This window comes from Bradyrhizobium sp. MI1.11 (assembly GCF_055811255.1).
Genome location: NZ_JBVVPM010000003.1, coordinates 1 through 25,776, shown reverse-complemented (window position 1 = coordinate 25,776; position 25,776 = coordinate 1). Strand labels below are relative to the sequence as shown.

Annotated in this window: 20 protein-coding genes and 1 pseudogene; 11 read left to right on the top strand and 10 right to left on the bottom strand. The window is 58.7% G+C overall.

The genetic code is table 11. The annotated features are described in order from the left end of the window. Positions 1 to 56: 56 nt before the first annotated feature. Together AC0L30_RS03705 and AC0L30_RS03700 are read right to left on the bottom strand one after the other, a co-directional pair. A complete protein-coding gene (locus tag AC0L30_RS03705; RefSeq protein ID WP_473403781.1) occupies positions 57 to 1,337 on the bottom strand; it encodes a glycosyltransferase family 4 protein in 1,281 nt (426 codons plus the stop codon). A gap of 18 nt (positions 1,338 to 1,355) precedes the next feature. Beyond that, positions 1,356 to 2,765: a nucleotide sugar dehydrogenase gene (locus AC0L30_RS03700; protein ID WP_473403780.1), complete on the bottom strand. Its 1,410-nt coding sequence runs from the start codon at positions 2,763 to 2,765 to the stop codon at positions 1,356 to 1,358. Positions 2,766 to 3,135: 370 nt separating this feature from the next. Between AC0L30_RS03700 and AC0L30_RS03695 the strand changes: the two genes are divergently transcribed. Beyond that, entirely contained in the window at positions 3,136 to 4,554 is a 1,419-nt protein-coding gene (locus AC0L30_RS03695; protein WP_473403779.1) for an O-antigen ligase family protein, read from the top strand. Between the two features lie 108 nt (positions 4,555 to 4,662). Here AC0L30_RS03695 and AC0L30_RS03690 read toward each other — a convergent pair whose 3' ends face one another. Together AC0L30_RS03690 and AC0L30_RS03685 are read right to left on the bottom strand one after the other, a co-directional pair. Further along, positions 4,663 to 5,580, bottom strand: coding sequence for a hypothetical protein (locus AC0L30_RS03690; RefSeq protein WP_473403778.1), 918 nt, complete (start codon positions 5,578 to 5,580; stop codon positions 4,663 to 4,665). Positions 5,581 to 5,861: 281 nt separating this feature from the next. After that, positions 5,862 to 6,488 (bottom strand): hypothetical protein, encoded by a 627-nt coding sequence (locus AC0L30_RS03685; protein WP_473403777.1) that lies wholly within the window; start codon positions 6,486 to 6,488, stop codon positions 5,862 to 5,864. An 801-nt stretch (positions 6,489 to 7,289) separates the two neighbouring features. On the opposite strand from AC0L30_RS03685, the gene AC0L30_RS03680 reads away from it, so the two are divergent. From AC0L30_RS03680 to AC0L30_RS03655, 6 genes are all read left to right on the top strand, one after another. Beyond that, positions 7,290 to 8,324: a glycosyltransferase family protein gene (locus tag AC0L30_RS03680; protein WP_473403776.1), complete on the top strand. Its 1,035-nt coding sequence runs from the start codon at positions 7,290 to 7,292 to the stop codon at positions 8,322 to 8,324. A gap of 568 nt (positions 8,325 to 8,892) precedes the next feature. Continuing rightward, entirely contained in the window at positions 8,893 to 11,307 is a 2,415-nt protein-coding gene (locus AC0L30_RS03675; protein ID WP_473403775.1) for an Ig-like domain-containing protein, read from the top strand. Positions 11,308 to 11,630: 323 nt separating this feature from the next. Then, positions 11,631 to 13,334 (top strand): type I secretion system permease/ATPase, encoded by a 1,704-nt coding sequence (locus AC0L30_RS03670; RefSeq protein ID WP_473403913.1) that lies wholly within the window; start codon positions 11,631 to 11,633, stop codon positions 13,332 to 13,334. Further along, a complete protein-coding gene (locus AC0L30_RS03665) occupies positions 13,331 to 14,644 on the top strand; it encodes an HlyD family type I secretion periplasmic adaptor subunit (RefSeq protein ID WP_473403774.1) in 1,314 nt (437 codons plus the stop codon). The genes AC0L30_RS03670 and AC0L30_RS03665 overlap by 4 nt, the downstream gene beginning before the upstream one ends. A 964-nt stretch (positions 14,645 to 15,608) precedes the next feature. Next, entirely contained in the window at positions 15,609 to 16,136 is a 528-nt protein-coding gene (locus AC0L30_RS03660; protein ID WP_473403912.1) for a transglutaminase-like cysteine peptidase, read from the top strand. A 426-nt stretch (positions 16,137 to 16,562) separates the two neighbouring features. After that, positions 16,563 to 18,290 carry a PQQ-dependent sugar dehydrogenase gene (locus tag AC0L30_RS03655; RefSeq protein WP_473403773.1) on the top strand — a complete coding sequence of 576 codons (1,728 nt, stop codon included), beginning with the start codon at positions 16,563 to 16,565 and terminating at the stop codon, positions 18,288 to 18,290. 617 nt (positions 18,291 to 18,907) lie between these two features. Here AC0L30_RS03655 and AC0L30_RS03650 read toward each other — a convergent pair. The 3 genes and pseudogenes from AC0L30_RS03650 to AC0L30_RS03640 form a co-directional block, all read right to left on the bottom strand. Further along, a complete protein-coding gene (locus AC0L30_RS03650) occupies positions 18,908 to 20,191 on the bottom strand; it encodes an ERF family protein (protein WP_473403772.1) in 1,284 nt (427 codons plus the stop codon). A 22-nt stretch (positions 20,192 to 20,213) separates the two neighbouring features. After that, the gene (locus tag AC0L30_RS03645) at positions 20,214 to 20,441 is read right to left on the bottom strand and encodes a hypothetical protein (protein ID WP_354128791.1); all 228 of its coding nucleotides are present in this window, start codon (positions 20,439 to 20,441) and stop codon (positions 20,214 to 20,216) included. 71 nt (positions 20,442 to 20,512) lie between these two features. Next, positions 20,513 to 21,049: pseudogene (locus AC0L30_RS03640) on the bottom strand (YqaJ viral recombinase family protein); the annotation flags it as partial. 881 nt (positions 21,050 to 21,930) lie between these two features. On the opposite strand from AC0L30_RS03640, the gene AC0L30_RS03635 reads away from it, so the two are divergent. Continuing rightward, positions 21,931 to 22,470, top strand: a complete 540-nt coding sequence (locus tag AC0L30_RS03635; RefSeq protein WP_354128790.1) for an acyltransferase — start codon at positions 21,931 to 21,933, stop codon at positions 22,468 to 22,470. 170 nt (positions 22,471 to 22,640) lie between these two features. Then, entirely contained in the window at positions 22,641 to 22,871 is a 231-nt protein-coding gene (locus AC0L30_RS03630; RefSeq protein WP_051058403.1) for a hypothetical protein, read from the top strand. Between the two features lie 59 nt (positions 22,872 to 22,930). Here the strand turns inward: AC0L30_RS03630 and AC0L30_RS03625 are convergent, their stop codons facing one another. Together AC0L30_RS03625 and AC0L30_RS03620 are read right to left on the bottom strand one after the other, a co-directional pair. Beyond that, entirely contained in the window at positions 22,931 to 23,272 is a 342-nt protein-coding gene (locus tag AC0L30_RS03625; RefSeq protein WP_007592797.1) for an H-NS histone family protein, read from the bottom strand. 598 nt (positions 23,273 to 23,870) lie between these two features. Then, positions 23,871 to 24,251, bottom strand: a complete 381-nt coding sequence (locus AC0L30_RS03620; protein ID WP_473403771.1) for a hypothetical protein — start codon at positions 24,249 to 24,251, stop codon at positions 23,871 to 23,873. Here AC0L30_RS03620 and AC0L30_RS03615 point away from each other — a divergent pair. Next, entirely contained in the window at positions 24,241 to 24,987 is a 747-nt protein-coding gene (locus tag AC0L30_RS03615) for a response regulator transcription factor (RefSeq protein WP_354128789.1), read from the top strand. The genes AC0L30_RS03620 and AC0L30_RS03615 overlap by 11 nt on opposite strands. 12 nt (positions 24,988 to 24,999) lie before the next feature. Here the strand turns inward: AC0L30_RS03615 and AC0L30_RS03610 are convergent, their stop codons facing one another. Continuing rightward, positions 25,000 to 25,281 (bottom strand): hypothetical protein, encoded by a 282-nt coding sequence (locus tag AC0L30_RS03610; RefSeq protein ID WP_085348337.1) that lies wholly within the window; start codon positions 25,279 to 25,281, stop codon positions 25,000 to 25,002. 233 nt (positions 25,282 to 25,514) lie between these two features. Here AC0L30_RS03610 and AC0L30_RS03605 point away from each other — a divergent pair. Continuing rightward, positions 25,515 to 25,776: hypothetical protein (locus tag AC0L30_RS03605; RefSeq protein WP_473403770.1), on the top strand; the 262-nt coding region annotated here is incomplete at its 3' end.

Here is a 25,776-nt window from a genome sequence, read left to right as displayed (position 1 = left end):
CGCGCTTTTGGCGTTTTGACGAGGGGCCGACCGAATTCAAACCTGGAAATACGAGATCATTTAGCCTGCCGAGGATGGGGCGCCGAACTGTGATCGTTTCGCGCCGGAGAGGCTCCGTTGAAAACAGCTTCGTAAGCCGCCATCAATTTAGGTTCTTCATGCTCCCACGATAGTTCGTCGTGGACACGCTTTTGTCCGTACAGGCCCATATCGCGGCGACGAGAGGGGTCATCAATGAGTTCAAGGATCTTGTCACCAAAATCAGTCGTGTCGGTGTTACGCGCATAGAGAGAAGCGGACAGGGCGGACACTCGTCCCTCGGCCAGATCGAACTGCACGATCGGCTTGCCAAGCGCCATGTACTCCATGATCTTGTTCATGGTCGACATGTCGTTCATTGCGTTGGGCCGATCGGGATTGACGCAGACATCTGCGGTAGAGAGTACCTTGAAAAGCGTCGTGTCGTCGATCCTGCCGGTGAAGGTGACAAAGTCCGAAAGTTGCATTCGGGCAGAGGTCTGTTTGAGCTCCTCAAGGCTCGGTCCTGCGCCCATAATGACGAATTGGATATCGGTGCGACGGCGTGCAGAGGTGATGTGTCGAACCGCCTCGAGCAGAAGGTCAATGCCTTCCTGCTCCCCGATCACACCGACATAGGCAACCAGATGTGACCGGCCATTGCGCCACGTGTGGTCGGGAGCGAGCTCACGCACGCGCGCGAGGTTGGGGCCGGAGCGGACAACAAACACCCGGTCGGGCTTCATCCGTCCGCGTTGGATGGCGACGTCGGCGTATGATCGGTTGGTAGCGATCGATATGTCAGCCACACTGAAAGTCATTCGCTCGAGAAAGACAAGGGCCTTCCAAAGCAGTCCGCGATGTCCGAATTTCGCCTCGAAAAGCTCGGGATTGAGATCGTGATGGTCAAATACGAACTTCTTGCCGAACAAGTACTTGTAGAACGCGCCGACAAGAAAAATGAGATCTGGCGGATTACAGGCGTGAATCACGTCGAAACCCCGCGACCACAATACCTTGAGCGAATAGGCGAACTCCCACCATAGCGCGCTGCTGTATTCAGCGAGGTAGCCAATCTTGCCCCGGGCTTCGATTGGCAGCGGATGGCGGTAAACTTCGATGCCGTCAATCGATTCGTACGCAGCTTCTGCGAACGGACCGCGGGGACAGATCACTGTCACCTCATAGCCGGCTCTGTGCAATGATTGCGCCTCCGCCCAGACCCGGCGATCGAATGGAACGGGGAGATTTTCCACAATGATCAAAATTCGTCGCCGGTGCATGTGGCGCGTGACGTCAACTATCGATGTCAAGGTCATGATGGTCGTCCCCGCGACCTACCAACATATGCCACGATAATCACTTCCGGTCTCCTTTTCCGGCGTGATGCGCACGAGATCGATGATTATTTTGTCGTGGCCCTTCAACATCGATGAGTTCTTTAGAAACTCCTTGCGGTTTCCCACAACGATAACCTCGGCAAAGGAGGCGAGGTCGCTCATTTTCTCTCGAAGAAGACAGGCAATGTGCGGCAGGCGACTCGTCAGGTGCTCCCTGTTGACCCCCGTGAGTCGGGACAGGCGAATGTTCGAATCATAGATCGCGAGCTGATAACCGCGGCCGATCAATCTTTCAGCAACTTCGAGCATCGGACTGTAACGCAGATCGTCGGTGTCTGGCTTGAAGCTCAATCCGACGAGCCCAATACGCCGTTTCCCGGTCGCCGCAACAAGTTGGAAGGCACTTCGAATCTGGTTCTCATTCGCTTGCATCACGGCATCGAGCAACGGCGTGTCAATATCGGCATCTCTTGCGGCGTGGCGCAAGGCGCTCACGTCCTTCGGCAGGCAGGATCCGCCAAATGCAAACCCTGGCTTGAGGTACGCTGGCGAGATATTCAGCTTCTTGTCGGCGACCAGGACGTTCATGACTTGGTGGCTGTCGACGCCCATCGCCTTGCAGAGCAACCCGATCTCATTTGCGAAGCTGATTTTCGTCGCATGCCAGGCATTGTTTGCATATTTGACCGCCTCAGCACCGCGAATTGATAGAATGCGAGGAGTTGCCGAAAATTTTGCGTGAAGGTCCAGAAGTCGCTGGAGCGTCAACGGGTCGTTGTCTACGCCAATAACAATCGTTCCTGGATCATCGTAGTCGGCGATAGCCGTTCCTTCTCGCAAGAATTCGGGAAGATAAGCGACCCCGAAATCTTGACCCGCTCGTTTGCCGGACGTCTGCTCCAGGATGGGCACGACGATATTCTCCATCGTGCCTGGCAGAAGGGTTGAGCGCATTACCACGCAATGAAAGTTTGTCGCATTTCGGAGACTTTCTCCAATCTGCTGCGCCACCCGGCTGACAAATGATGTCTCCAGAGAGCCATTGTCCCGCGAAGGTGTTCCGACGCAGACCAGTGAAATGTCCGTCGATGAGGCGGCGTCCAGACAATGTGTGGTTGCCTTCAGGCGACCGGCACGGACAGTGGAACGGATACGTTCGGCAAGCCGCGGCTCGACTATGGGCGGCAGCCCTAGGTTCAGACGATCGACCTTATTTTGATTGACATCGACTGCAAGCACGTCGTGGCCGTCTCGCGCGAGACAGGCTGCAGAAACGGTGCCGACATAGCCGATTCCGAAGACGCAAATCCTGAACTTGCTTGTGCTGTCCAGGCTCGTCGCTTCTTTCTTCTCTAAGGTGAGGCTGTCCCATGCGGAACGGGAACGACGATCAACATACGTGTCCATGGCTCTCTCGAGAACTTCAATTCGTTGACGATATATTAATTGCTATATATATATTTAAATATAAAGCGAATAGCAAATCATAATGAGAGGCGGATTTAAATATTGTTGGTGGGCCAATCTGGTCGCTATGCCGAAGGTCGGGTGGCCGCGGCCAGCGACGGCAGTAAGCGCCGTTTGAGCTTATTTTCCAAGGGAAGCAGAAGCTCTTGCGGCCGGCCCGCACGTTCGCCTTTCCATGTGGCTGGTTGGCTTGATTGAACTGATTTAAATCGACGGCGCCCCTTGTTCTCCCCGGTGCGGTCTATTAATAATGGAATTAAATGCGGTGGTGCCATGGTGGGCCACGCCGCCACTTTGCGGATGGACGATCATGATAAGCCTTGCAACAGGTGGGTCGCGTGAGGTCGTAGGCCCGCTGGATTTCGCGGTTGGCGGAGCCGGGGCGGTGCGGCTGGGCCGGAACCCCAAGGTCTCCTTGCTCATTCCGATCTTCGTTTTCGCCTTGGCTATGCCGATGCATTTCTACATCGGCCCGACACGCTTGTCGCCCTACCGGCTGGTCCTGGTGGCGACTTTCATTCCGTGTTTGATCGCGTGGTTATCTGGATCGGGCGGGCGAATACGGCTGCCCGACATCTTGATGCTTCTGGCGGCGACATGGGGCGCGGCCATATTGGTGGGCGTACACGGCATCGAGCAAGGTCTGCAATCAGCGGGCATATTCGTCATAGAGACCTTCGGGACATTCCTTTTTGCGAGACGCTACATTCGAGATGTTTTTGCGTTCCAGCGTATGGTGAGCTCTCTGGTGCTCATGGTCCTATGTCTTCTGCCATTCGCTGTTTACGAGAATGTCACGGGCTCGCCGATCTTGATTCAATTGTTCGGCAAGGTATTTTCCGTTTACAATGTCGCTGGGAGTGAACCAAGGTTTGGACTCAGAAGAGCCCAGGGCCCGTTCGAACATTTTATTCTATTTGGGGTCGTTTGTTCGAGTGTCTTCGCCTTGAGCTTTTATGTGTTTGGTTCGCGCGCCCGCCGGGGAGGGCGGCTCGTCACGGGTTTTGTGACAATGGCGGTATTCTCCTCACTTTCTGCCGGTGCTCTCCTATCGGTCGTCGTCCAGTCCATCCTGATTGGTTGGGATAAGGTCACAGCAAGCGTAGCGCGACGTTGGGGAATATTGGCCACAGTGGTGACTGCTGCCTATTTTCTTGTGGATTTGAACTCCAATCGTAGCCCTTTCACCGTCTTTATTTCGTATCTGACTTTCAACGCAGATAACTCCTATATGCGCGTGCACATCTGGCATTTCGGGATGCAATCAGTAATGCAGCACCCGATATTTGGAATCGGCTTTAAGGATTGGGAACGTCCCGAGTGGCTGGGCGGCAGCATGGATAATTTCTGGTTGGTTACTGCCGTGCGCTACGGTGTTCCCGGCTTCTTGTTCATCGCCGGAGGCCTTCTATCGGTTTGCCTCGGTCTGGGACGGCTAAAAAACCTCTCGTTCGACGTAGCGCAGTGCCGAAAGGGACTTGTCGTTACCCTTTGCGGGCTGGCCCTCGCCAGTTGTACGGTTCACTTATGGGATGCTCCTTACGTGCTGTTGGTGTTTCTGCTCGGCAGCGGCATGTGGATGTTTGAGCCGCGCAATTGGGGCTCTCCCGCCCCCTTGCTTTTGCAGCGTGGCTCGTGCGGAGCTACGGAAGCGCGTAGCAACCGACCGCCTGCCAGGTGGCGTGGTCGCGTAACTACGCATCAACATCCGCTCACGGGGAAAACGTGACGAGCGCTTCGGCGGCCGCAATCCAGGGGATGCTCCGTCAACAAGAAGAGGCCGGTGTGTGTGGCCGGCCTCGTAGGGAAAGAGATCGAAGCTCCGCCAGAACGGCGCCTATGGCCGCGGGATGAGCTGTCCGAGGACAAGTTTATCTCCCTGCCAGCTCGCCCAGCGTACGTTCTCCCATTGCGCGATGTTGATGCGTCGTCCGCTGACCGCATCGAACAGGAAAGCGCCATAGCGGAAGGAGCCACGCACGAAATAGACATTCTTTAGGCTCACCGAGGACCCTCCGTCTGCCGGGATACGGAGTCCGTGATTGCCCCCCTCGAACAGTACGTTCTCGAAGACGTGTGAGCCTCGCCAGTTATCGGCCGACCAGTAACCCGCAGTCGTGGCTCCGGCCAGCTTGAATGTCGAGTTCTTGATTGTGACCGTGCCAGTGGAGCCGGGGGAGTAGCACTGCAAACCATCGGCGTGATCGCCGCCGACCCCAGTAGCCGCGATATAGACCCAAGTCAGCTTGATGTCGCCGCTGATGCACCGAACTCCTTCTCGCGATTGAATGCGAACCCGCGTGAGGCTACAGGAGCCACCGCAGGTGATCGTCGGCTCCCCCGAGTTCTCAACGATTGACAAGTCGGTTACGGACGATTCCGGCGACAGTGCGATACGACTCGTGCCGCTCGCGACGTTCGCATAGACCGGATCATTGAAGCTTAACGGAACGCCGGCCGAGTTCTCCGCCGGCTCAGGCATCGGATCGGGCATCGCGGCAGGAACGATCGTTCCGCGACCCGTTGCTGTGGCGCGATAGCTGCCGGGGTGAATCTCGAACTCTTTGCCTGGCGCCGCTAAGGCGCCGCTTCTGCAGGGCTCCTGCACGCCACTAGCCTGGGGGGCGCTCGAGAATAATGCGCCCCCGGGATCAAGGCACGTCAAATTCGCAGTTTCAATTTGGGTCGAGGAAACGGTCGGCTGGACAATAACGGCCCCTACTGGCAAGAGGGTCAAGGTAATAAAGTAACGCATAGAAGCTCTCCTAAAGCGAACTTCTCCCGAATCTCTGCCCATCCGAACCAGCGCAACGCTTCGGGAAGAATCTCCGTTGGTGAGGAACGCCCCATGCAGGCTGCTTGCGGGGCATGCCGCGCGCTATCACAGAATAGCTCATAAACGGGCTGCTATCGAGAGCCTGATCTGGGTATCATGGAGGTGCGTCAATTCCGACGCTCTGGGAACGAGTTGATCTTGGAGCCGAGCGGTACTCACGGAGTCGCTGATGGGCGACCCAACTCTTTTGCAATGATGGGCTAGTTCGCCGCTGAGACTTTGAACATCAGCGTGATGCGCAAGAGCGGGCATAGGCGCGAGATGCCTCGAGCCACGTGTGGGATAGGACCGGGAAATCTCACAAGTCGATTCGGCTTGGGGTATACTGCGCACAGCAGATCATCCCCGCCTTCATTGAAGAACAGCGTCTCGCCAGCCCAGTCCGGGTTCCAATGCAGATGTGGGTAATACAGCAGCGTATGGTGATCGGCCGACATCGAATCCTTGTGCACGCCGCCTTCGGCACCGAATGGATAACCGTTGGCATAGCAGCGCACCAGCCGCGACGAGCCGCGCACTTTCTGCCACATGGCCTCAACCAGTGGATATTGGCTCAGTTCATTCTCGGTCTGCGCATGTCGCTCAAGCCCTGCAGTCGGTACTTCCCAGAACCCGGCAAAGTGCTTGAACCAGTAACGGCTAGCGTCGTTGCCCATATGTGAACGCGCGCCGTAGACCCAGCCCGGGCCTTGCAAGAACTCATATATCTGCTCTTGCTCGGACTTGTTCAGGTAGTCGTCTATCAGTTCCACATCCGCGGCGCTGTACTGGCGCGCTTGGGATTGGAATGCTGTTGAGTTTCTTGACATCGTTCCCTTGGATGACATTGCGCGTACTCAGCCCGACGAACGCTAGTAGAGGACATTATTAGGTGAAGCGGGATTATGGTGAAGCGGGGCGCGCCCATGTCAGAACCAGAATTCACCGCAACAGGTGTCTGTTCGAGAATTGCGGTTCTCCATGGGCCCATGAATATGTGGCCAATTGCTTAGCGCGCCTTGGCGTTGCAACGTGGGGAACTCGCGGTATCGTCATTTTAAAAACCCTCACCGGTCCTACGTCTCAGGGGTAGCGAGGCAGGTAACCAGACGCATTTCTCCGAAGCAATGGACCTGCATTGAACGCGGCTTTCGATCGAACCAGAGCAGAAGCTGCGATTCATTGATGCTCCGGGAAGATGGCTGTTATTCGAGGCTGTTTCCCATTTGACGTGTGTGCATAACTGCATCAATCTTCAATTGATCGTACTTTCGCATTTTTTGATAGAAAATCAAAGCATGAATAATGAGTTTGTCAAACTTGTCGGGGCGACACTTTTCTATTTGACTTCATCAATTGCCGTGGCGCCGGCGCCTATTTACCGGAGCGTCGGGCCGATGTTCTTGGTTGTGATCCACAGGAGTCCTGCGTCTCAGGGCTGGTGGCGATCAACAGCAGGCAGGCGCGTGAGCAGATCGCTTTTCTTTCTGCAGGGCGGGGCCGCTCTCTTGCCCGATTGCACGTTGTGGGTCTCAGCATCTATTCTGGGACGGGCGCTTGCTCGGAAGCCGCGTTCGAGCATGTGCAAGCCGCCAAGTGGGCAATGGTCGCCCGTCAGCATCGACAGAAAATGAAAATGCGGTAGAGCCATGTCGACCTTTAGCTCCAAGCTTGCCATCATAATCGTCTCATACTGCAATGCTGCCGATGTCGATCGTTGCTTGAAGTCGCTTGCTCGTTCGGATTGGGATCATTTCGACGTCTTCATTTGCGAAAATGGCGGGGAGGCAGCCTACCGGAAATTGCTGGCTGCGCTCGCGGGACCGGACCGAACGTTGCAAAGAGCTTCGGATGAGGATACTCTTGACCGGCCACAGAAGCGATTGGTCGCAGTGGCAAAATGCCGATTTCAGGATCGCACGAATACTGTCCGAGTTGGGCTCGCAATTGAGAACCTCGGTTACGGAGGCGGCGTAAATGCGTGGCTCGAGCCGTTGCGCGGTGTTCCCGGCTGGAGTTCAGTGCTTGTCCTGAACCCCGATACCGAAGTGGATAGCCGCGGTCTGTCCGAATTGATTGCCAAGTCTGCCGAGGGATTCGGCATGGTGGGCGGAAGCCTGGTCTTTCACAATGCCCCCGAGAAGATCATCAACTACGGACTGCATTGGTCTCGAACGACAGGCCGCGTTGTTGCCGTAGGAAGAAATGCGCCGATTGGTAGTGCCCCCTCCGTCGAAGATCTTGGCCGGATCGATGCGGTAAGTGGAGCGTGTGTTCTGGCAACGCGAGCGTTCGTCGAAGACGTCGGTCTCATGGCTGAGGACTATTTCCTTTACATGGAAGATCTCGATTGGGGACGGCGGCGCGGAAAGCACCGCATCGGCTTCGCGAGCAAAGCCATCATTCGCCACATTGGCGGAACGACCATCGGATCTGCCGTTGCTCCCGAGAAACGCTCGCATCTCTCGATTTATCTGTCTGCCCGTAACGGAATTCTCTATGCGCGGCGCTTCGCCGGATGGCGCTGGATCTGCCATTTCGGAATCGGACTGTTGTTCGCAGCGCGATATATGCTCAAAGGTTCCGTGCCGGCCGCGAGAGTTGCTTTCTTGGGTTTGCTGGACGGCGCAAAAGGCAAGACAGGGCGGCCTGATGCGATGCCCGGCGCGCAAGAGCTCGGTTGATCGGGGCGACGATCCCGCCGAGGTCCCACCGGATTTTGCCCTGCCGGCCGGTGGCGTTCGGCGAGTTGACTACTCGGCAATATTGAAAATCGCGTTTGGCTCGTCGATTATATTTTGTCTGGTTCGATGGGATTATCGTCGCAATATTATTAATTCGTTCTCGGGTCGGGTTGGCCTCCAATAGGGTTTTGTCGAGCGGCAGATCGTCGGTTCAAATGGCGAAGAAGGTCCTGTCGAGCAATCATCTCGCGACGGGAGGGCTCGGGCGGCCCAGTATTCCTAGGTATAGTTTGATATTCTTGGCGTAACTGTTGAAGCCGAGTTGATCCTTGAGTTAATTAAAGAATCCCGGACGTATTGAATTCCTGGGCGGTGAGAATTTGGCTAGGTTGGCTGGGAATTACCTTGGGTGGGCCGTCGTGTCGTCGCAAAAAAGCCTCCGCCCGTCGTGAAGACGAACCCAACGGCGCTGCGCTAGCAGAGTCGCACTTGGGGTATCGTCGCTCGGGGAAAGTTAAATTGGGCGCGTGCCACCGACAACCAATCGAAGTTATCAGGAGAAAATTGAATGGCAGCCATTCCTCTGAGCTGGAATGACCCGATGTTTAGCGGCAATAACACTTCGCAGGCAGTCACTCTGCAAAATGGCGCAACGCTTTCGAACACGAGCATTACCGACACCGGGTCTGTTGCGTCAGTCATGGGCAGCGGCTCGTTCACCCTCGACGAGGTTCGAATTAATTCAAGGGAAGGTGTGCGCATTGCGGGGGGCGGGGATATAAAAATCAACAACTCCTACATTGAAACTACGGGAATATCGGGCGATCACGCCGACGGTATTCAGGCCTATTCCCCCGGCGCCACCGGAAGTTTGACGATCACAAATTCGACGATCGTCTCGCACGATGCTAACGCAACCGCTGGTGTGTGGGTTGCAGACGGTTACAGCGGAACGTTCACTTTCAATAACGTCGTGTTCGAGGGTGGCCCGTTTGGCCTTCGTATTGCGGCGGATGCGGACGATTGCTACGTAGCCCTCAAGGACGTGTATTTTGTAGGCCCATTTAGCGGCGACGACTTTCTCTTTCAGCAGGTCAATGCGAAGATCCACATCACGGAGTGGGACAATGTACGCTCCGCTACTATCGTGAATGGTCAACTCGTCCCGGGTGATCTCATCGCGCCCCCTCTACCTGTCGAAGGGTCGACCGCGCCCACCGCGCCGACGACGCCGACCGCACCGGGTGCGCCCAATATCGCGTCGTTCTCGACCGATAGCGGCACCGCAGGGGACAAGATCACCAACGACAATACCATCGAGCTCAAGGGTGCCGCTGCTGCCGGCAGTACCGTCAAAATCTACGACGGTGCGACCCAAATCGGTTCGACGACTGCGAACTCGAGCGGCAATTGGGACTACATCACAAATGTCCTGACTGACGCCAAGCATACGCTCACCGCAACGGCGACCAACTCGTCGGGGCAGACCAGCGCGGCATCGTCTGCGCTGGCAGTCACCGTCGACACCAAAGCGCCGACCGCGCCGACCATTGCCAGTCATACGGTGAACAGCGCCAATCAGGCGGTGATGTCGGGCAATGCCGAAGCGAGCAGCGTCGTAAAGGTGTTCGACGGCACGACCCAGATCGGGACCGCAACGACCAACAGCAGCGGCGTGTGGGCCTATACCACCGCCGCCCTTGCGGCCGGTTCGCACAGCCTCACCGCGAAGGCAATGGACGTGGCGGGTAATACCAGTGTGGCGTCCACCGTGGTAACGGCCAGCACCGGTACCTCGACATCCCCCACTACACCGACGTCCCCCACCACGCCGACATCGCCAACTGCTGGCACGGTGATCGAGTCGGCCGGTGCGACACGTCTCGTGGAGAGTGGTGACAAATACTACCTCAACAGCAGCACCGGGACGGGCCCGTCCCTGAAGTCTCACGGCGTGGATTTTGTCGACGGGTCAGATGGCACCTGGGCGCCGATTGGTGCCGAGAAGACTGCCACGGGCTATGAGGTTGTCTGGAAAGAGGCGAGCACGGGTCAGTACACGGCGTGGAACACCGACAGCAACGGCAACTACGTCTCCCATGTCAGCAGCCTGACCGGCTCCACGTCGGGCGGCTCGGTGTCGGGGACGAACTCGGGCCTTAAGTCGCTCGAGACGACCTTCCACCAGGATCTGAACGGTGACGGGCAGATCGGTGCTACCAGTTCGACCACACCGACGTCGCCAACGCCAACTGCTGGCACGGTAATCGAGTCGGCTGGTGCAACACGTCTCGTTGAGAGTGGCGACAAATACTACCTCAACAGCAGCACGGGGACAGGCCCCTCGCTGAAGTATCACGGCCTGGATTTCGTTGATGGGTCAGATGGCACCTGGGCTCCCATTGCTGCGGAAAAGGTGGCGACGGGCTATCAGGTCGTCTGGAAGGAAGCGAGCACCGGCCAGTACACGGCGTGGAACACCGACAACAACGGCAACTACGTTTCCCACGTAAGCAGCCTGACCGGCTCCACGTCGGGCGGCACCGTGTCGGGTACGAACACCGGCCTTAAATCGCTCGAGACGAGCTTCCATCAGGATCTCAACGGCGATGGGCAGGTCGGTACGTCGAGCGTTGCTGCGTCGTCCACGAGCACCACTTCCCTCGCTGCGACTTCGAGCTCGACGAGCAGCAACGTACAGACGAGCACGTCAGGAAATGACGCCTTCGTTGGCACCACCAAGGCCGACACGTTCTCGTTTGCTGCGAATTTCGGCAACGATGTCATCAAGGACTTCACTGCCAGCGGACCTGCTCACGACACGATCCAGTTCAGCAAGAGCGTGTTCGACAGCTTTGCGAGTGTTCTTTCCCATGCGACCCAATCGGGTCAGGACGTCGTCATCGCGACGGGGGGCGATACGCTCACGCTGAAGAACATGAAGGTTGGTTCGTTGACCAGCCAGGACTTCCACTTCGCGTAAGGTGCGGGCGTCCACACCGCGTAGTACTCAACAACTGCCTTGGGGATCTCTTGCGGATCTTCCGACAAAGGCATGGTTCAAGGGCGGCTACCATGATTGACTTTGGACGGCGGGGGGGCTTCCCCCCGCCCGCGAATCTCATTCGGATTGCACTTCTTCACATATCAGCGCTCTGGGCGGCTGGACGACAGTGGGCGGATGACGCCGAACTGCGGACGCCGCGATTGATCGGCTGGGCGAAGCGCCCGGTCGAGGCCCTGCGGCAACGGATATTCGCTGGTCGATCCCGGCCAGCGGCGGACTATGACGAGCCGCATTCAGAGATGTCGGCTTTCCTGCGGTCTTGCCGCCGGATTTTCTGGGCTCTCGCCGCCTTCAGCGGCATGAGCAATCTGCTTATGCTCACCGGCTCGTTCTTCATGCTGCAAGTCTATGATCGGGTGCTGCCCGGGCGCAGCATACCGACGCTAATCGCCTTGATGGTTCTGGCCACGGTTCTTTACCTGTTCCAGGGCGGGCTCGATCTCGTCAGGAGCAGGATCAGCTCCCGGGTCGGCCGGTATTTCGATGAAAGGCTGAGCATTCGTATATTCGACGCGCTTGTTCGCCTGCCTTTGAAGACCAGAGCGGATGGCGATGGCTTGCAGCCGGTGCGGGATCTCGATCAGGTCCGCAGCTTCCTGTCGAGCGGAGGGCCGACGGCGCTCTTCGATCTGCCCTGGATGCCGATTTACCTCGGCGTCTGCTTCCTCTTTCACTTCTGGATTGGCGTCACTGCGCTCGCCGGCGCGCTGGTGCTGGTGGGCATTACGATGCTCACGGAAACACGTACGCGAGGGCCGGCAAAGGCATCCTCGCGTCTCGCCGTCTCGCGGACCGCGCTGGCGCTCGAAGGGCGGCGAAATGCCGAGGTCCTGCAGGCCATGGGCATGCGGCAACAGGCGGGCTTACGTTGGCGGGATGTCAATGCGAAGTACCTCGCGGCCCATGAGCAGGCAAGCGATGTCGCAAACGGACTCGGTGGCGCTTCCAAGCTCTTCCGGGCGATCTTGCAATCGCTGGTTCTTGCCGTCGGCGCCGTCCTCGTTATCAATCAGGAATCCACGGCCGGCATCATCATTGCCGGTTCGATCCTCACCGCGCGGGCACTGGCGCCCGTCGAAATGGCCATCGCGAACTGGAAAGGCTTTGTCGCCGCGCGGCAATCGGGGCAAAGGCTCGATCGCCTGCTGAAGCTTCTGCCTAGCGAGGAGGAGCGGTTGGCATTGCCTGCGCCCGTTGAAACTCTGACCGCCGAGCACCTCTATATTGGCGCCCCGAACTCGGAGAGGCCCACCCTCAGTGAAGTGTCGTTCCAGCTGCGGAGCGGGCAAGCCGTTGGAATTATCGGTCCGAGCGGCTCCGGCAAATCGACGTTGGCACGCGCGCTGGTGGGAGTGTGGCCGTGCATTCGAGGCAGGATCCGGCTCGACAACGCTTCGCTCGATCACTGGTCTTCGGACGCGCTCGGCAAGCACATCGGTTATCTGCCTCAGGACGTCGAATTGTTCGACGGCAGCATTGCAATGAACATTGCGCGGTTCGATCCGCAGGCAACGGCCGCCGCAGTTCTGGAAGCTTCGCATGCCGCGGGCGCGCACGATCTCATCCTGTCGCTTTCAGACGGCTACGGCACGAAGATCGGCGAAGGAGGGTTAGCGCTGTCGGCAGGGCAGCGGCAGCGTATCGGGCTCGCGCGCGCCTTTTACGGCAAGCCGTTCCTGGTCGTACTTGATGAACCCTCTTCCAATCTCGATGCCGAGGGCGAGGACGCCTTGACCGAGGCGATCTTGAACGTGCGCCGTCGAGGCGGAATTGTCGCCGTTGTTGCGCATCGTCCGAAGGCGTTGGAAGGTGTGGACCATGTCTTGTGCCTCGGGGAAGGCAGGGTGCAGTCCTTCGGCAAAAGAGAGGAGGTCCTCAAGAGAGTGTTGCGAAATCCCACACCGCTCAAGGTGGTCGCGGAAGCTCAAGGAGGCGGCCGATGACTGGCCAGGTGACACCGGCGATGCAATCCATCCAGCGTTACATGATCGTGGGTATGATCATGTTTGGTTTGGTAACCTTTGGGGTCGGCGGTTGGGCGACAACGACCCAATTGTCGGGCGCGGTGATCGCCCAAGGCGTGGTCGTGGTGGATTCGAGCGTCAAGAAGGTTCAGCACTCTACTGGTGGGATCGTGGGAGAGTTGCGCGTGCGGGAGGGCGCGCGGGTTAATGCAGGGGATATTTTGATCCGCCTCGACGAGACGCAGACGCTCGCGAATGCCACCATCGTCACGAACAGCCTCGATGAACTGTTCGCGCGACAGGCTCGTCTGGAGGCCGAGCGCGATGGCGCCGAACAGGCCGTCTTTCCCAAGGTGCTGCTCGACCGGGCCAAGGAGAGCAACTCCGAGGCGAGCCGTGCGATTACTGCGGAGCGAAAGCTGTTCGAGCTGCGTCGTCAGGCGCGGAGCGGCCAAAAAGCGCAGTTGCAGGAGAAAAGCGCGCAGCTGGAAAACGAGATCAAAGGCCTCACGGGGCAGACCGAGGCTAAGCAGAAGGAAGTCGAATTTATCCGGCAGGAGCTGGAGGGCGTGCGCAGTCTCTGGCAGAAAAATCTGGTGCCGATCACGCGGCTCAATTCCCTCGAGCGTGATTCCGCTCGCCTCGAAGGCGAGCGCAGCCAGCTGGCAGGAATGATTGCGCAGTCGAAGGGCAAGATCGCCGAAATCGGACTCCAGATCATTCAGATCGACCAGGACCTGCGGACGGAAGTGGGCAAGGATCTGATCGAAACGCGATCGAAGCTCTCCGAACTGAGCGAGCGCAAGACTGCGGCGGTCGATCAATTGAATCGGATCGATATCAGGGCACCGCAAACCGGTCGCGTCCACGAGCTGAGCGTCCACACGGTCGGAGGTGTGATCTCTCCCGGCGAGCAGATCATGCTGATCGTGCCCGATGCGGACTCGCTTGCGGTTGAGGTCAAGATCGCACCGCGCGATATCGACCAGGTCTATATGGGGCAGACCGCGACAATGCGCTTCGCGGCGTTCAACCAGAAGACCACGCCCGAAATCGACGGAGAGGTCAGCATGGTCTCGGCAGACATCACCCAGGACCAGCGTGCCGGCACGAGCTACTACACGGGTCGCGTCCTGCTGAAGCCGGAAGAGCTGGCGAAACTCGGGTCGGGCAAGCTGTTGCCCGGCATGCCGGTCGAGGTTTTCATCAAGACGGCAGGTCGCACAGCACTATCCTACCTGCTCAAGCCGCTGCACGATCAGGCGGAGCGCGCATTCAAGGAGCGCTGACTCTTCGCGGGAAGATAGCACCGCTCGACTGCGCGAATTCGGGCTGGCGCCCTATCCGTGGGCGCCAGCGTTGCGATTAGCCTCTGAACGAAGGCACGGCTGGGCGGCTGGAAGCATCCACAGCGGACGTGGCTGGCCGACGAGTGCGCGTCACAAGCCAGGACGGAGCCTGCGGTCTGGTTTGAAGGCTCGACCGCGGCGTTCTGGTAATGTCTGGTCGTCGCAAGAGATTTGGTGGGGCGAGCGCGGTGAGATCGACCCACCTCCTGATCAACTGCAATAGATCGCGCGGCTTTGGACGGATCGACCGCAGCGGATGCCTGTTGTCCGTGGACAAGGCTACGGACCGCTCGAACGACCGTCGCCCAGACGTCCATTCGCCTGACGTACAGGGTCATCGCCGCGACGAAGACAAGTATTGAAGCCTCAGCCCCCAGGGATGACGAGTAGCTCACCTGGCATATGAAGTAGCTCACCTGGCATATGAAACTGTCCTGCTCGAGGAAGCACCGTTTGACGACCTCGGTGGATGAATAAATCAACAAATCATGGTGGGGCGCTAAATTGTTGCCTGAACCCTGGATGCGCGAAGCACGTTCCGTGCGGCGCTTGACGGGCCTTTCCACCGGGACACCCGTGCCGATCAACCTCCCGCTCCATTCATTCTTCCCGTCTCTCCCTCGGCAGGGCCGCTGGCGCGACGACTCCTTGCAAGCGACTTTTGCATCAATTTAATTGTGATTTATTCTTGCAGGTCGAATTAAATCTAAATAGGATTAAATATTATAATATGAGAGATGATCGTCCCCGCGGCCGGGGCCGCCGCGCTGGGCGATGAATCCGGGCCTCAGCTTGGCGTTCGCAGCGGGATCGGCAGATGCAACGAACCTCCGGGCCAGTCGTCGCGGCAGCCATAGCTGTCATTATAGGAGGCGCTCCGTGCGGGCGAGCGGCGCTGTTGACCATGCCGACGGCTCCGCAGGCGGCTCTTGCACATATCGAGCTGGGGCGCCCGACGCTTCCGCCCTTGAGCTACACGGTGTTTTGCCAGCGCTATGAGACCGACTGTCGCCCGCGGCGCTTCTTCCGCGGCGGGCCGGTGCGGTTGATTGAGAAGCGATGGGCGGACCTGAGGGAAATCAATCGCACGGTCAATTCGGCGATAGCGCCGGTTCGCAACGAGCTCGGACTCGCTGGCGAGACCTGGATCATCAATCCCGCTGGCGGCGATTGCAATGATTACGCAGTCAGCAAGCGCCACGAGCTGCTTCAGCGGGGCTGGCCGGCGCGGGTCCTAATATTGAGCGAAGTCGTGGTCGGCTCCGGAGAGCACCATTTGGTGCTTCTCGTGCGTACCAGGAGCGGCGATGTGGTTCTCGACAATCTCACCCCGCAGATCAAGCCGTGGTGGCGGACGCCCTATCGCTGGGTCCGGGTCCAGAGCCCCGGCAGGGACAGGCTGTGGGCCGTGGTTGGGCGGCTAGGGGCATGAGCTCGAAATTAATGAAATTAGATTGCGGCGCGGCACGCTTGTACGAGTTAAAGCGTTAGGGAGAATCAAATGGAGTTCCGGGGATCCACTGAGGTGGAGACTGAGGGATTGCGAAGGGTGTGGCTGATTCCACCGTCGGAAAAGGATGTGAGTCCACACTTCGACTTTCTCAATCAAACGCGATCCAAAGGAAAACCTCATCGGCGCGGACAATGGCACTATCCGGTGGTGTGGTATGCCATGTGTGTCGTGCTGCTTTTGCTATTTCCAGTACTGACCTACGGGATGGCATTTTGGCGGCTTCCTCCTGCCCAGTCGCTTCCATTTGGCTGTCTTATGGCGTCTTTCGTCCTAAGCGCCGCATGTACTCTCTTGATTAGGCCCTCATCACCGGGGCGGGGATTGGGTGGGACAATCGCGTCCACAATGGCGATTTTTGGTGTGGTCTTCTTGGGGTTTGTCCTCACCAGAACCGATTATTCCCGCGCCATCACCCTCGGGATTTTCACGTCTGCCCTGGTGCTCGTCCCCGCCCCGTACTTCGTAGGAACTGCGGCGCTGCACCAAGCTCTGGCGCTTGGCGGCCTACTGGCAGCGGCGGCCGCGGGGTTGTTCGCATTGCGGCTTACACCCGATGTAGCGGTGCACACTAATACCTCGATCAAGACTGAGTTCTACAATTTGGACGTTCACACTTATTCGAACGCGTTTCCAAAATCTGCGGTGCGCGGCGGCGCACTGGCCCGGATCGGCGATCGTTATCTTCTCGTGAGCGGAGACGGCCATCTCCATGTCTTCTCCTGGGAAGCGGTCGACCACATGACCGTCCTCACGCTGCCGTATCTGGTACCGATCAACGGCGAGGCGTTTTCCGCGGCTGCAGGCCGTCCATGGGCAGACCGCTCCGACTGGGTGCCTCGAGAGACCCAGAGCAGAGAGGCCGGACAGGAGATTCTTAATCCTGAGTGGTTCCGAACGTATGACCTGCTGGTTCAGGAGGTCGGCGCCAGTACACGCATTTTCGTCTCGCACGCTTACTGGCATGTTGGTCAGGAATGTTGGACCGAACGCATCTCCGTCCTTGAGGCGAACCGCGCGGCATTACTTCGCGGCGAATCTGTCTCCGGATGGAGAACTCTATATGAGACCTCACCTTGCCTGCCAACGCGCGGCGAACACCGCCGCCGCGGGATTCCTTTTGTCGGTTATTTTGGTGGGGGCCGGATGGCTCTCCTAAATCCGGAAACGCTGCTGTTGACCGTCGGTGATTTTGGCTTCGACGGGGCTGCCTCGGTTCACGCCTATGCACAGGACCCGGCAGCCTCATACGGCAAAACACTGGCCATTAACATTACGGATGGAAACACTCAAATTTTTACGATTGGTCACCGAAATGCGGAAGGCCTCTATATCGATCGGTCTGGAACGATTTGGTCGACCGAGCATGGCCCGCAGGGCGGCGACGAACTCAATCAGCTGGTCCGGGGCGCCAATTATGGTTGGCCATTTGCGACCTATGGAACAGACTATGGTTCGTTCTCGTGGCCGCTGAATAAACCTGATGCGGAGCAGAAGGGCTATGAAGCTCCAGTGTTCGCTTGGGTCCCTTCGATCGCAGTTTCTAATTTGATCGGGGTGGAGCGCGGATTGTTTGCGCAGTGGCAAGGTGATCTCCTGATCGCCACACTCAAGGCGGCGTCGCTGTTTCGAGCGCGTGTGCGGGACGGTCAGGTCAAATACCTCGAGCCGATCGCGATCGGGAGTCGCATCCGCGACCTCATCGAGGGCAATGATGGCAGTCTCTTGCTATGGACGGATGAACAGAAATTGATCTCCCTTCGTCCCAAGGAAGGTGCCACGGGTGAAACTCTTTTCGCGGAGAAGTGTAGCGGCTGCCATCAGCCGAACTTGATGAGTGGCAATCGGATCGGACCAGATTTGCTCGGCATTGTTGGTCGTCAAGTCGCGTCGGTCACGAGCTATCCGGATTATTCATCAAGTTTGCGCCGGGTAGGGGGCACATGGACCGAAGAGCGCCTTAACGAGTTCCTCAAAGCACCAAGCGTCTTCTGTCCTGGAACGAGAATGGATTTCCCCGGTGATGTCAGCGCGACAGAACGCCGAGCCATCCTCAGTTATCTACGTACGCTTTGACGGAGCACGTTGTGCCGGCTTTGTAATTTTGCCATGCCTGTGAGCTGTGTCCGATATTCGCCCCAACGTTTAGTCGTTAACGAGAAGATCTTTGGTCCAGAACAAATCCGCCTCTGCCATCGTGGACTCTAACGCAAGATGTGTGGATGTGTGCGCGGGTGGACACAGAAAATCGGCCGTACGTTGCGGCAAGATGGATTGTCTTGATCGTGTGACGGCCTATTCGATGGCCACAAGCCGGAGCTAATTGTGCCCGACTTCAAGCGCTCCGTGAGCGGCATGGCGACGCGCCCCGACGCATGGGCCCGCTTACGAGTTTCCGGATCTCGTGGAGCAGCAACATGCGCTTTTGTCTGCGCGGCATTGAGTAAGCCGTCGAACAGGACCAAGAGCTCGCGCGCCTGCGCGTAGACTTCCGTGTTGATGGCGTCGCGTCGAATCCATAGGACGCAAGACGCGCGTTGATCTCGAACGTAGCGATTGGATCGATCCGCCAGCTCAGCGCGTTTTGCAGCGTGTAGTACACGGCCTTGTCTTCGAACTCCGAGGCGATCACGACCATGCCGATGCGGCGGAGCGTGGCCTCAATCGCCTTTTGGCTATAAGTCTCAAGAAGCTTATGGCGCAGTACGCGGTAGCGCTGAATCTCCCAGGAGAGTTCGGCGACTGAACTCTGCCGGCAGCGCGGGCGCGCCGTTGGAAGGCCCCGTTCGTAGCGGTGAGGCCTCCTCCCCGGTGCGTGAGGGCACGGCCGCGCTCAGGACGGCGGCACTGGACGGGCTGTGGACTGGGCTCGCCACCCACAAGTCCTGCGCCACCGGCAGCGGCGCGATCTGCATATTGGCCCACCAGGCCCGTTCGTTGCCATGCCGGTGCAGCTCCTGGTGATGGGCGCGACACAGGGGGACGGTGAACTCGTCACTGACCTTGCGGCCGAGCGCCTTAGGTTGGGCGAATTTCAGATGGTGGGCATCGCATGGGGCTCGCTGGCAGACGAGGCAGGGCTGCTTGCGGACGAACAGCAGGTGGGCCTTGCTGCGCTTGCGGGAAGGCTCTTTGGGATGAGCGAGCCTCGTTTCGGGCGCCGCTGGCAGGGCCGGCTGCGGCGCGGTCTCGGTGCCCGCATCTGCTGCCGGCAGCGGTTCTTCTGCCAGGCTTGGCTCGCGATCCAAGGCGTGCACTTGTTCGACCCTGCTGGCTGCGGGAGGGATGGCGTCCTCGAGCTTGCTCTGATAGGCGGCCTCGACCAAGCGGGCGTCCGCCTCCAGCAGGCTGTTCTTGAGAGGAAGGCTGGCCTTGGCCCAGGCAAGCAGGTCAGTGCTGCCAGACAGCTCTGCGAGCCGGCGCAACAGCTGCTCGCGGAGCTCGGCGGACCTTGGCGGCCCCAGCACCGGCGCGCGGTTGAGCACGCCCTTGGCGGGCTTGGCTATGGCGCCAACGGTTGGTTGCGACGCCGCAGCGGGCGGGCCGGCTGACGCATCGGGGGCGTCCAGATCGTCTTCGCCGGCAATGCCGACCAGCGTGAACAACGCATAGCGCCGGGCATAGGTCAGGGCGGCGCCCATCCGGTGCGGGGCGGCGGTGTCGGCGACCGGGCACACCGGCCAGTCGGAGGCAATCCATTCGCCCGAGGCGTGGAGCAGGGTGGTCGTGAGCCTGATCAGTCCGGTGTCGACATCGATCGCGGTGGCCTGCACGGTCGCGATCTCGTGCTTGGTGAGGCACTTGCGCACGATCTGAAGCCCGCTGGCGAGCGAGGCATAGCGGAAGGTGCGGCTCTCCTCCCGCGGGAACGGTGATACGATCGTCGCGGTCAATACCTTTTCCGGATTTTCAAGTTCACTTTGCGCCCGCGCAAGCGCGCCGGCGATTTGGCTGATGGTCACGCTGCAGCGCTGCATTGGCTGTCTCCACTGCTCGAGGTTATCGGTCCTTCAGGAGGTCCAGCTGGATCGCCAGGATGAGTCCGGCGACGATCAACTGGTGCTCCAGGTCACGGATCAGGGCGACAAGGGCGTGGTCCTGCGCGCAGCGCGCCTCAAAGCCACGCAGTTTGGCCCAGAGTTCAGCGAACAGCTCGAATGCCGATTCGTACGGCTCCGGGGGATCAGAGAAGGGATCGAGATGGACAAAGTCAAAGGACGGCTGCATCGGCAGACCCTCTGAACCGGGAGCTCAGGCTCGGCAAGTTGCCCGCCCCGTGGCTGAGCTCGGCGGCAGGTTTAAGCGACGTCGACCACCTCGAAGCTGATTGCGCCGGCCTTGGAGCGCTTGGCGCGCAAGCCGTGGCCGCTCGCCTCCTTGGCGTCTTCCGGCACCAGCGCCTTTAGCTCCGTTTTTGCCCGCTCGTGCTCGAGCGCCGCGCCGCGAGTTTGGCGGTAGAGCGCGCCCAATTCCGCCCAGGCGTTTGAGCCGCTCATGTCGACCACCCGGATCGCCGCCAGCCGCGGCCGCGGCGGCTCGATACCAAACAGCTGCGGCGCCTCACCGTTTTGCACACAGCGCCAGAACTTCTACTCGGCGATGAGCAGCAGATGTTGATAAAGCGGATCGGCATGGATCCTGATTTCGACCCATCGGCCACCACCGGTGATGATCGACAGCACCGCGGCGCGGGCGGCGACCACCCACATGTTGTGCTGCAGTTGGGCCATATGCTTGTCCGCCGCCGCGTCCTCGGAGAAATTCCAGGGCAGCGCGAATTTGCTTTCGAATACGTCTCCGGTTTGGTGCACCCGCCCATCGAGAGTCGCGGCCAATGCACTGCTGGCTCAACTGTGCGCAACCGCGTGCGGCTCTGATCCAGCTTCAGGCCCGGTGGCGTCAGGGCGAGGAGACGCCTGTGTCGGTCTTGTTCACGACCTCAAAATGGTCGAGCGCTATCTGCGGCGTGCGCAGGCACGGCGCGACAGGTTGCTGCGACGTCGTCTCTCCGACGCAAGCCGGTAGGAGGCTGTGCAATGCCGCCCCGCTGGACGCGGGCCAAGACCGCGCAAGTCGGCCGAGGCGGTTGGTCACGCGGAACAGGCCCAGTGATCGGCGTCCGGACCGGTTTTCATGCCGATCGGTTCGCGCCAATGCGCGCGTGCGCGAATTGGCACACGGCCCCGGGTGTTTGTGCGCTCCGGCAACAGGAGGGGAGCTCGAAATGCGCAGAACGAACCCAATTAACGTGAAGGATTACAACGTAGTCTTGTTCGTTGCCAACGCCGAGATGTTAGAGCTGAGGCCGGTTTGGCGCAGCCACGGCGGCGACGCTTCGAGCCCCGGCCTTGGGGCTTCGATATTGAACAGGCAGGTTCGCCGGTCTGGACGGAAGGGCGTTCGCGCATGGCAAAATGCCAAGGCTGCGTCAACTGCGGACAGCGGATCTCACTGTCCATTCGTCGCGGTTGTGCAAGTGTGGCGGGAGCGAAGAAGTGTAGGCCATTGAAATGGTTTAAATAATGTCGGCCTGACGACGAACGTCGTGCCGAAGCTAGTATCGCCCTCCGATACCTGCATTTGGCGCGGCGCATCGGGAGGAAGTTGTAATTGCATTCCAAAGTCGCTTATCAAATTAGCCGTACGTCAGGATTGCCGATGTTAGGCAGTTGGCAATTCAAACCAAGTGGTGCTTCCGATGCTACGAGATCCCAGAATGTCCGATGACCGTGTGGATCAATGGCTCGCATTTGCGCGCCAGTTTTTGCGGGCTCTCGCAGTTCGCAAGAGGAAGCAATTCGATCGGAGGGTGCCGATCGGAGACCTTCTCACCGAGCGCGACGATAACGCCGCAGCGTATGGGTTCGGCGAGGGCACCACGATGTACGACAACGTGCTCGTTCTGGGGTCTGTCAAGGTCGGACGAAATACCTGGATTGGACCAGGATGTATCCTGGATGGCTCGGGGGGAGATTTGCAGATAGGGGACTGGTGCTCCATCTCCGCTGGCGTCCAGATCTACACACATAACACCGTAAATCGTTCTATTTCGCTCGGCAGGGACCCGATCGATTACGCACCCACCTGGATCGGCAATGGAGTATATGTGGGCCCTAATTCCGTGATCCAAATGGGTGTAACGATCGGCGACCGCGCGATCATAGGTGCAAATTCACTGGTCAACAGGGATATTCCTACAGGTGCCAAGGCGTTTGGCTGTCCTGCGCGCCTTCAGCAGCCCTCAACGTCGAAATAAATGCAATCCGCGGCCGGCCCAAGTTTCCATTTTCGCCGCAACTCCGGTCGCCGCCGATTTAATGGCAAGTATCAACGGGCAAGCTGAGGAATAAATTACTGCATTAACAAATTTAAGTTGCTCTTCCGCTAGTTTGACGTACCATTTAATTGAGGGCTGGCTGTTGCAGGATGATCCCCATGACCCATCTCGATACCGACGGCGAAGATCGTCGTGAGTTCTTGAAGAGCTGCGGAAAATTTGCCGCCGTCACCCCTCCTGCCATGACGCTGTTGCTGTCCACCTCTCTTACTTCAGCCGCGATAGCCAGTTCAGGCGGTCATATTGTGCACGGCAACAATGGCTACGGCAACGGCGGCGGTGACGGCAGTCCGAACAATAAAGAGGATCGCGATCGCTAGATGTTGCTGTGGACAGCCGCGCCATAGCGGTGTCTACGGCGTCGCGACCGTCGCGGGGCTCAACCGGTGCGGCGGCGCTTGCGGCTGGATGAACGGTTGATCAACAAATCGTCCAGCTTCTTGCCGGCTCGGAGCTGCGCCTTCAACCAGCGGGGTTGCTTGCCACGACCGGACCAGGTCTCGGACGGGTTTTTCGGATTTTGATACTTCGGCAGCACTGGCGGGTAGGGGCGGCGCGCACGTTCGCCGTTGGGGGCCCCGGAAGTTCCCTCGATCCTGCGAAGCCGCTCTTCGAGCTTGGCTTTTTCCGCAATCATTCTCCGACTAAGAACAGTCGTCACTTCATCGTAAAGCCGCCACAGCTCGGCTGTGGCCGCGGATGCCCACTCGTCGTTCCCCATGGAAGCCGTCCCCACTACTTCCGATTTGAAATAGGAGGGGGGCTTATCAGGTCGAAGCCCCGTCGGGCAAGCCTGATCGGCCTGCCCACAGAACTCTAGTGTGCAGTGCGGTACTTCTTGGGGCTACCAGCCGGGCCTGTGCCTTCGACCGGCCGGTCGCCTCCCAGCCGGTCTCCGCCGGCGGACCCTTCGCATCGGGCCGAGCAAGCGCTGCTCGGCCATCGACACACGACTACGTAAATTCTGCAATTCAGTGAATTGAACGATCAGAGATTCATGCGTTTGCCGCAAAACAGCCGAAGAATACATGTGACCACCTACTCATTACCAGCGATGACCCGTGACCGCAGATTGAAGTTTGCCGGGTTAACGAAAATGTCGCCCGAACTTTGCTGACCAGGTTTTCATCGGTGCCCCTGCCGAAGCAGCCGTTATCGTTCGAGACGTCTGATTAATGGTTAGAAAATTTCCACTCCTCATATTGATGTTGGATGAATAGTCTTACTTTTTGAGCCTCCTCCGTGTTATGGGTCGAGGCTTTTCAGCCGCCTCGCTCCGGTCAAGTTTGTCGAATGTTAGATTTGAATCATGAATGTGACTATATATCGTTCGTAATAAGTGGTCGGTGATGAGCTTGATGGCTGTTAACCAATCCTGACAAGGCAGCCACATACTGGACCGCCAGATCTGCGGGAGAGTTTTGCAGATCATAGCCAGCTGAGAAGGCGCTGTTTTGTAGATGAATCGGCTGCTTCGGATTTTCCATGGAGGACCGCAATCCTACGGTGCTGCAGGCATTCTCAAAGCGAGTTACAGTGGTGTGGCCATCATGCGTTGCCGATACGCGCCGCGACGAATCGACAGTGCGGCGTTTTGGCAGAACGGATTGGTTGTGCTTCCCGCGCGTCTTGAGGTGAATGCAGGAATAAAAACTGCCGCGCGGGGTATCAGGGATAGGCAGGGGAAGCATGCGCCGCATCAGAGTCGTCATCGCGGATCGGCACCCGATCGTCTTGCAGGGGATCAGCAGCGTCCTTGCGGCGCAGCGCGATTTTGCGATCGTGGCCGCCTGCGGCGATACTGCAAGCTGCATTGGGGCCATCCGACTTCTGGTGCCCGATATTGCACTGGTCGATATTGCAATGCCCAGTATCAGTCGACCGGACATTCTGGCTATCGCAAACACCGCTGGCCAGGGCACCCGGGTCATTTTCTTCGCTGAAAAGGCCGGCGATCAAAGGTTGCAGACGCTGGCCGCGGGCCGTGCCTGCCTCGTCCTCACGAGGGATGCTGAGCCGGAGATGCTGGTCGCGACCCTGAGGAAGGTCGCGGAACGCCAGGGACCGGCATCGCGGTCGCCGTGCACAGGTGGCGAGGTCCGTGGGGAGTCTCACACCGGTGAGGAAAAGGCTCCGACGCAGCTGACCGACCGGGAGCGGCAGATCATGAGACTTGTATCGGAGGGGCTGTCGAACAAGGAGATTGGGCGTTTCCTGAACATTACCGACGGTACGATCAAAGTCCACCTTCACCACATCTTCCAGAAGCTCGATATCAGCAATCGAACAGTTCTCGCGGCATTTGCAATTTCGCAAAACGGGAAACATGCGGCCGCACGTGAACTCGCCTCTTCCGGCCTACTACAGCAGGATTCGGCGGTTCGAAACGACGAGGACGTTAAGCGAAGCAATGTCCTTCCGGAAGGTACGCGTTAGCTGGACACCGCATCATGCTGGGCGGTGAGCATCGGTTGCGGCGCGCAGATGCTCGGCCATGTTGCGGCAGGCTCCTTCGGCCTCAGCCAATGTTCGGAAGGGCGACCCGCTGATCTTGATCGCGCCATTGTTCTCGTAGAGTGGTCGCCAACTCGCCAGGTATCCGGAGCGTCCGTGAAAGCCTGGACCGGTAGGGCTCTCCAGGCTGATCACAAACGAGAAGCCATCGCCGCTCGCGCTCCAGATCTCCATGTTTTCGATGGGCCGGTGAAATTGCAGTGGCATGGCAATCATCCGTCGTGCGCTGCCCTTAATCAAGCTAATCAGATATATGCATATTAAATATCAGTTTGACACTCCAGATTGGGGTCCCGGCTCCGGGGCGAGCAAGCCCGAGGCCATGGAAATGCTGGCAATCTGCTGGCGGCGCACGCTTCGCAATCTCCATCTTTCAAACAGAATTCTGGTTGAAAGTCTATTTAATATATAATAGGAATAAAGCAAATTTAAATCAAGGGGAGCGCATCGTGAGCCAAAGTGGCAATGAAGATGACGACCGGCGGGCGTTCCTGAAAACCTGCGGAAGATTCGCGGCCGTGACACCCCCCGTCATGACGCTGCTGCTGTCGACCTCGCTGACCTCGACGGCCATCGCGCGTTCAGGCGGACAGAACGGAGCAACGCATGGCGACGACAGGGGCCAGTCGTTCCTCGACAACGACCGCCCGTCCTCTGCAGCGTCGGGGTCCTCTGGCGGCGGGGCACCTGGAGGCGGTGGCGGACCTGGGG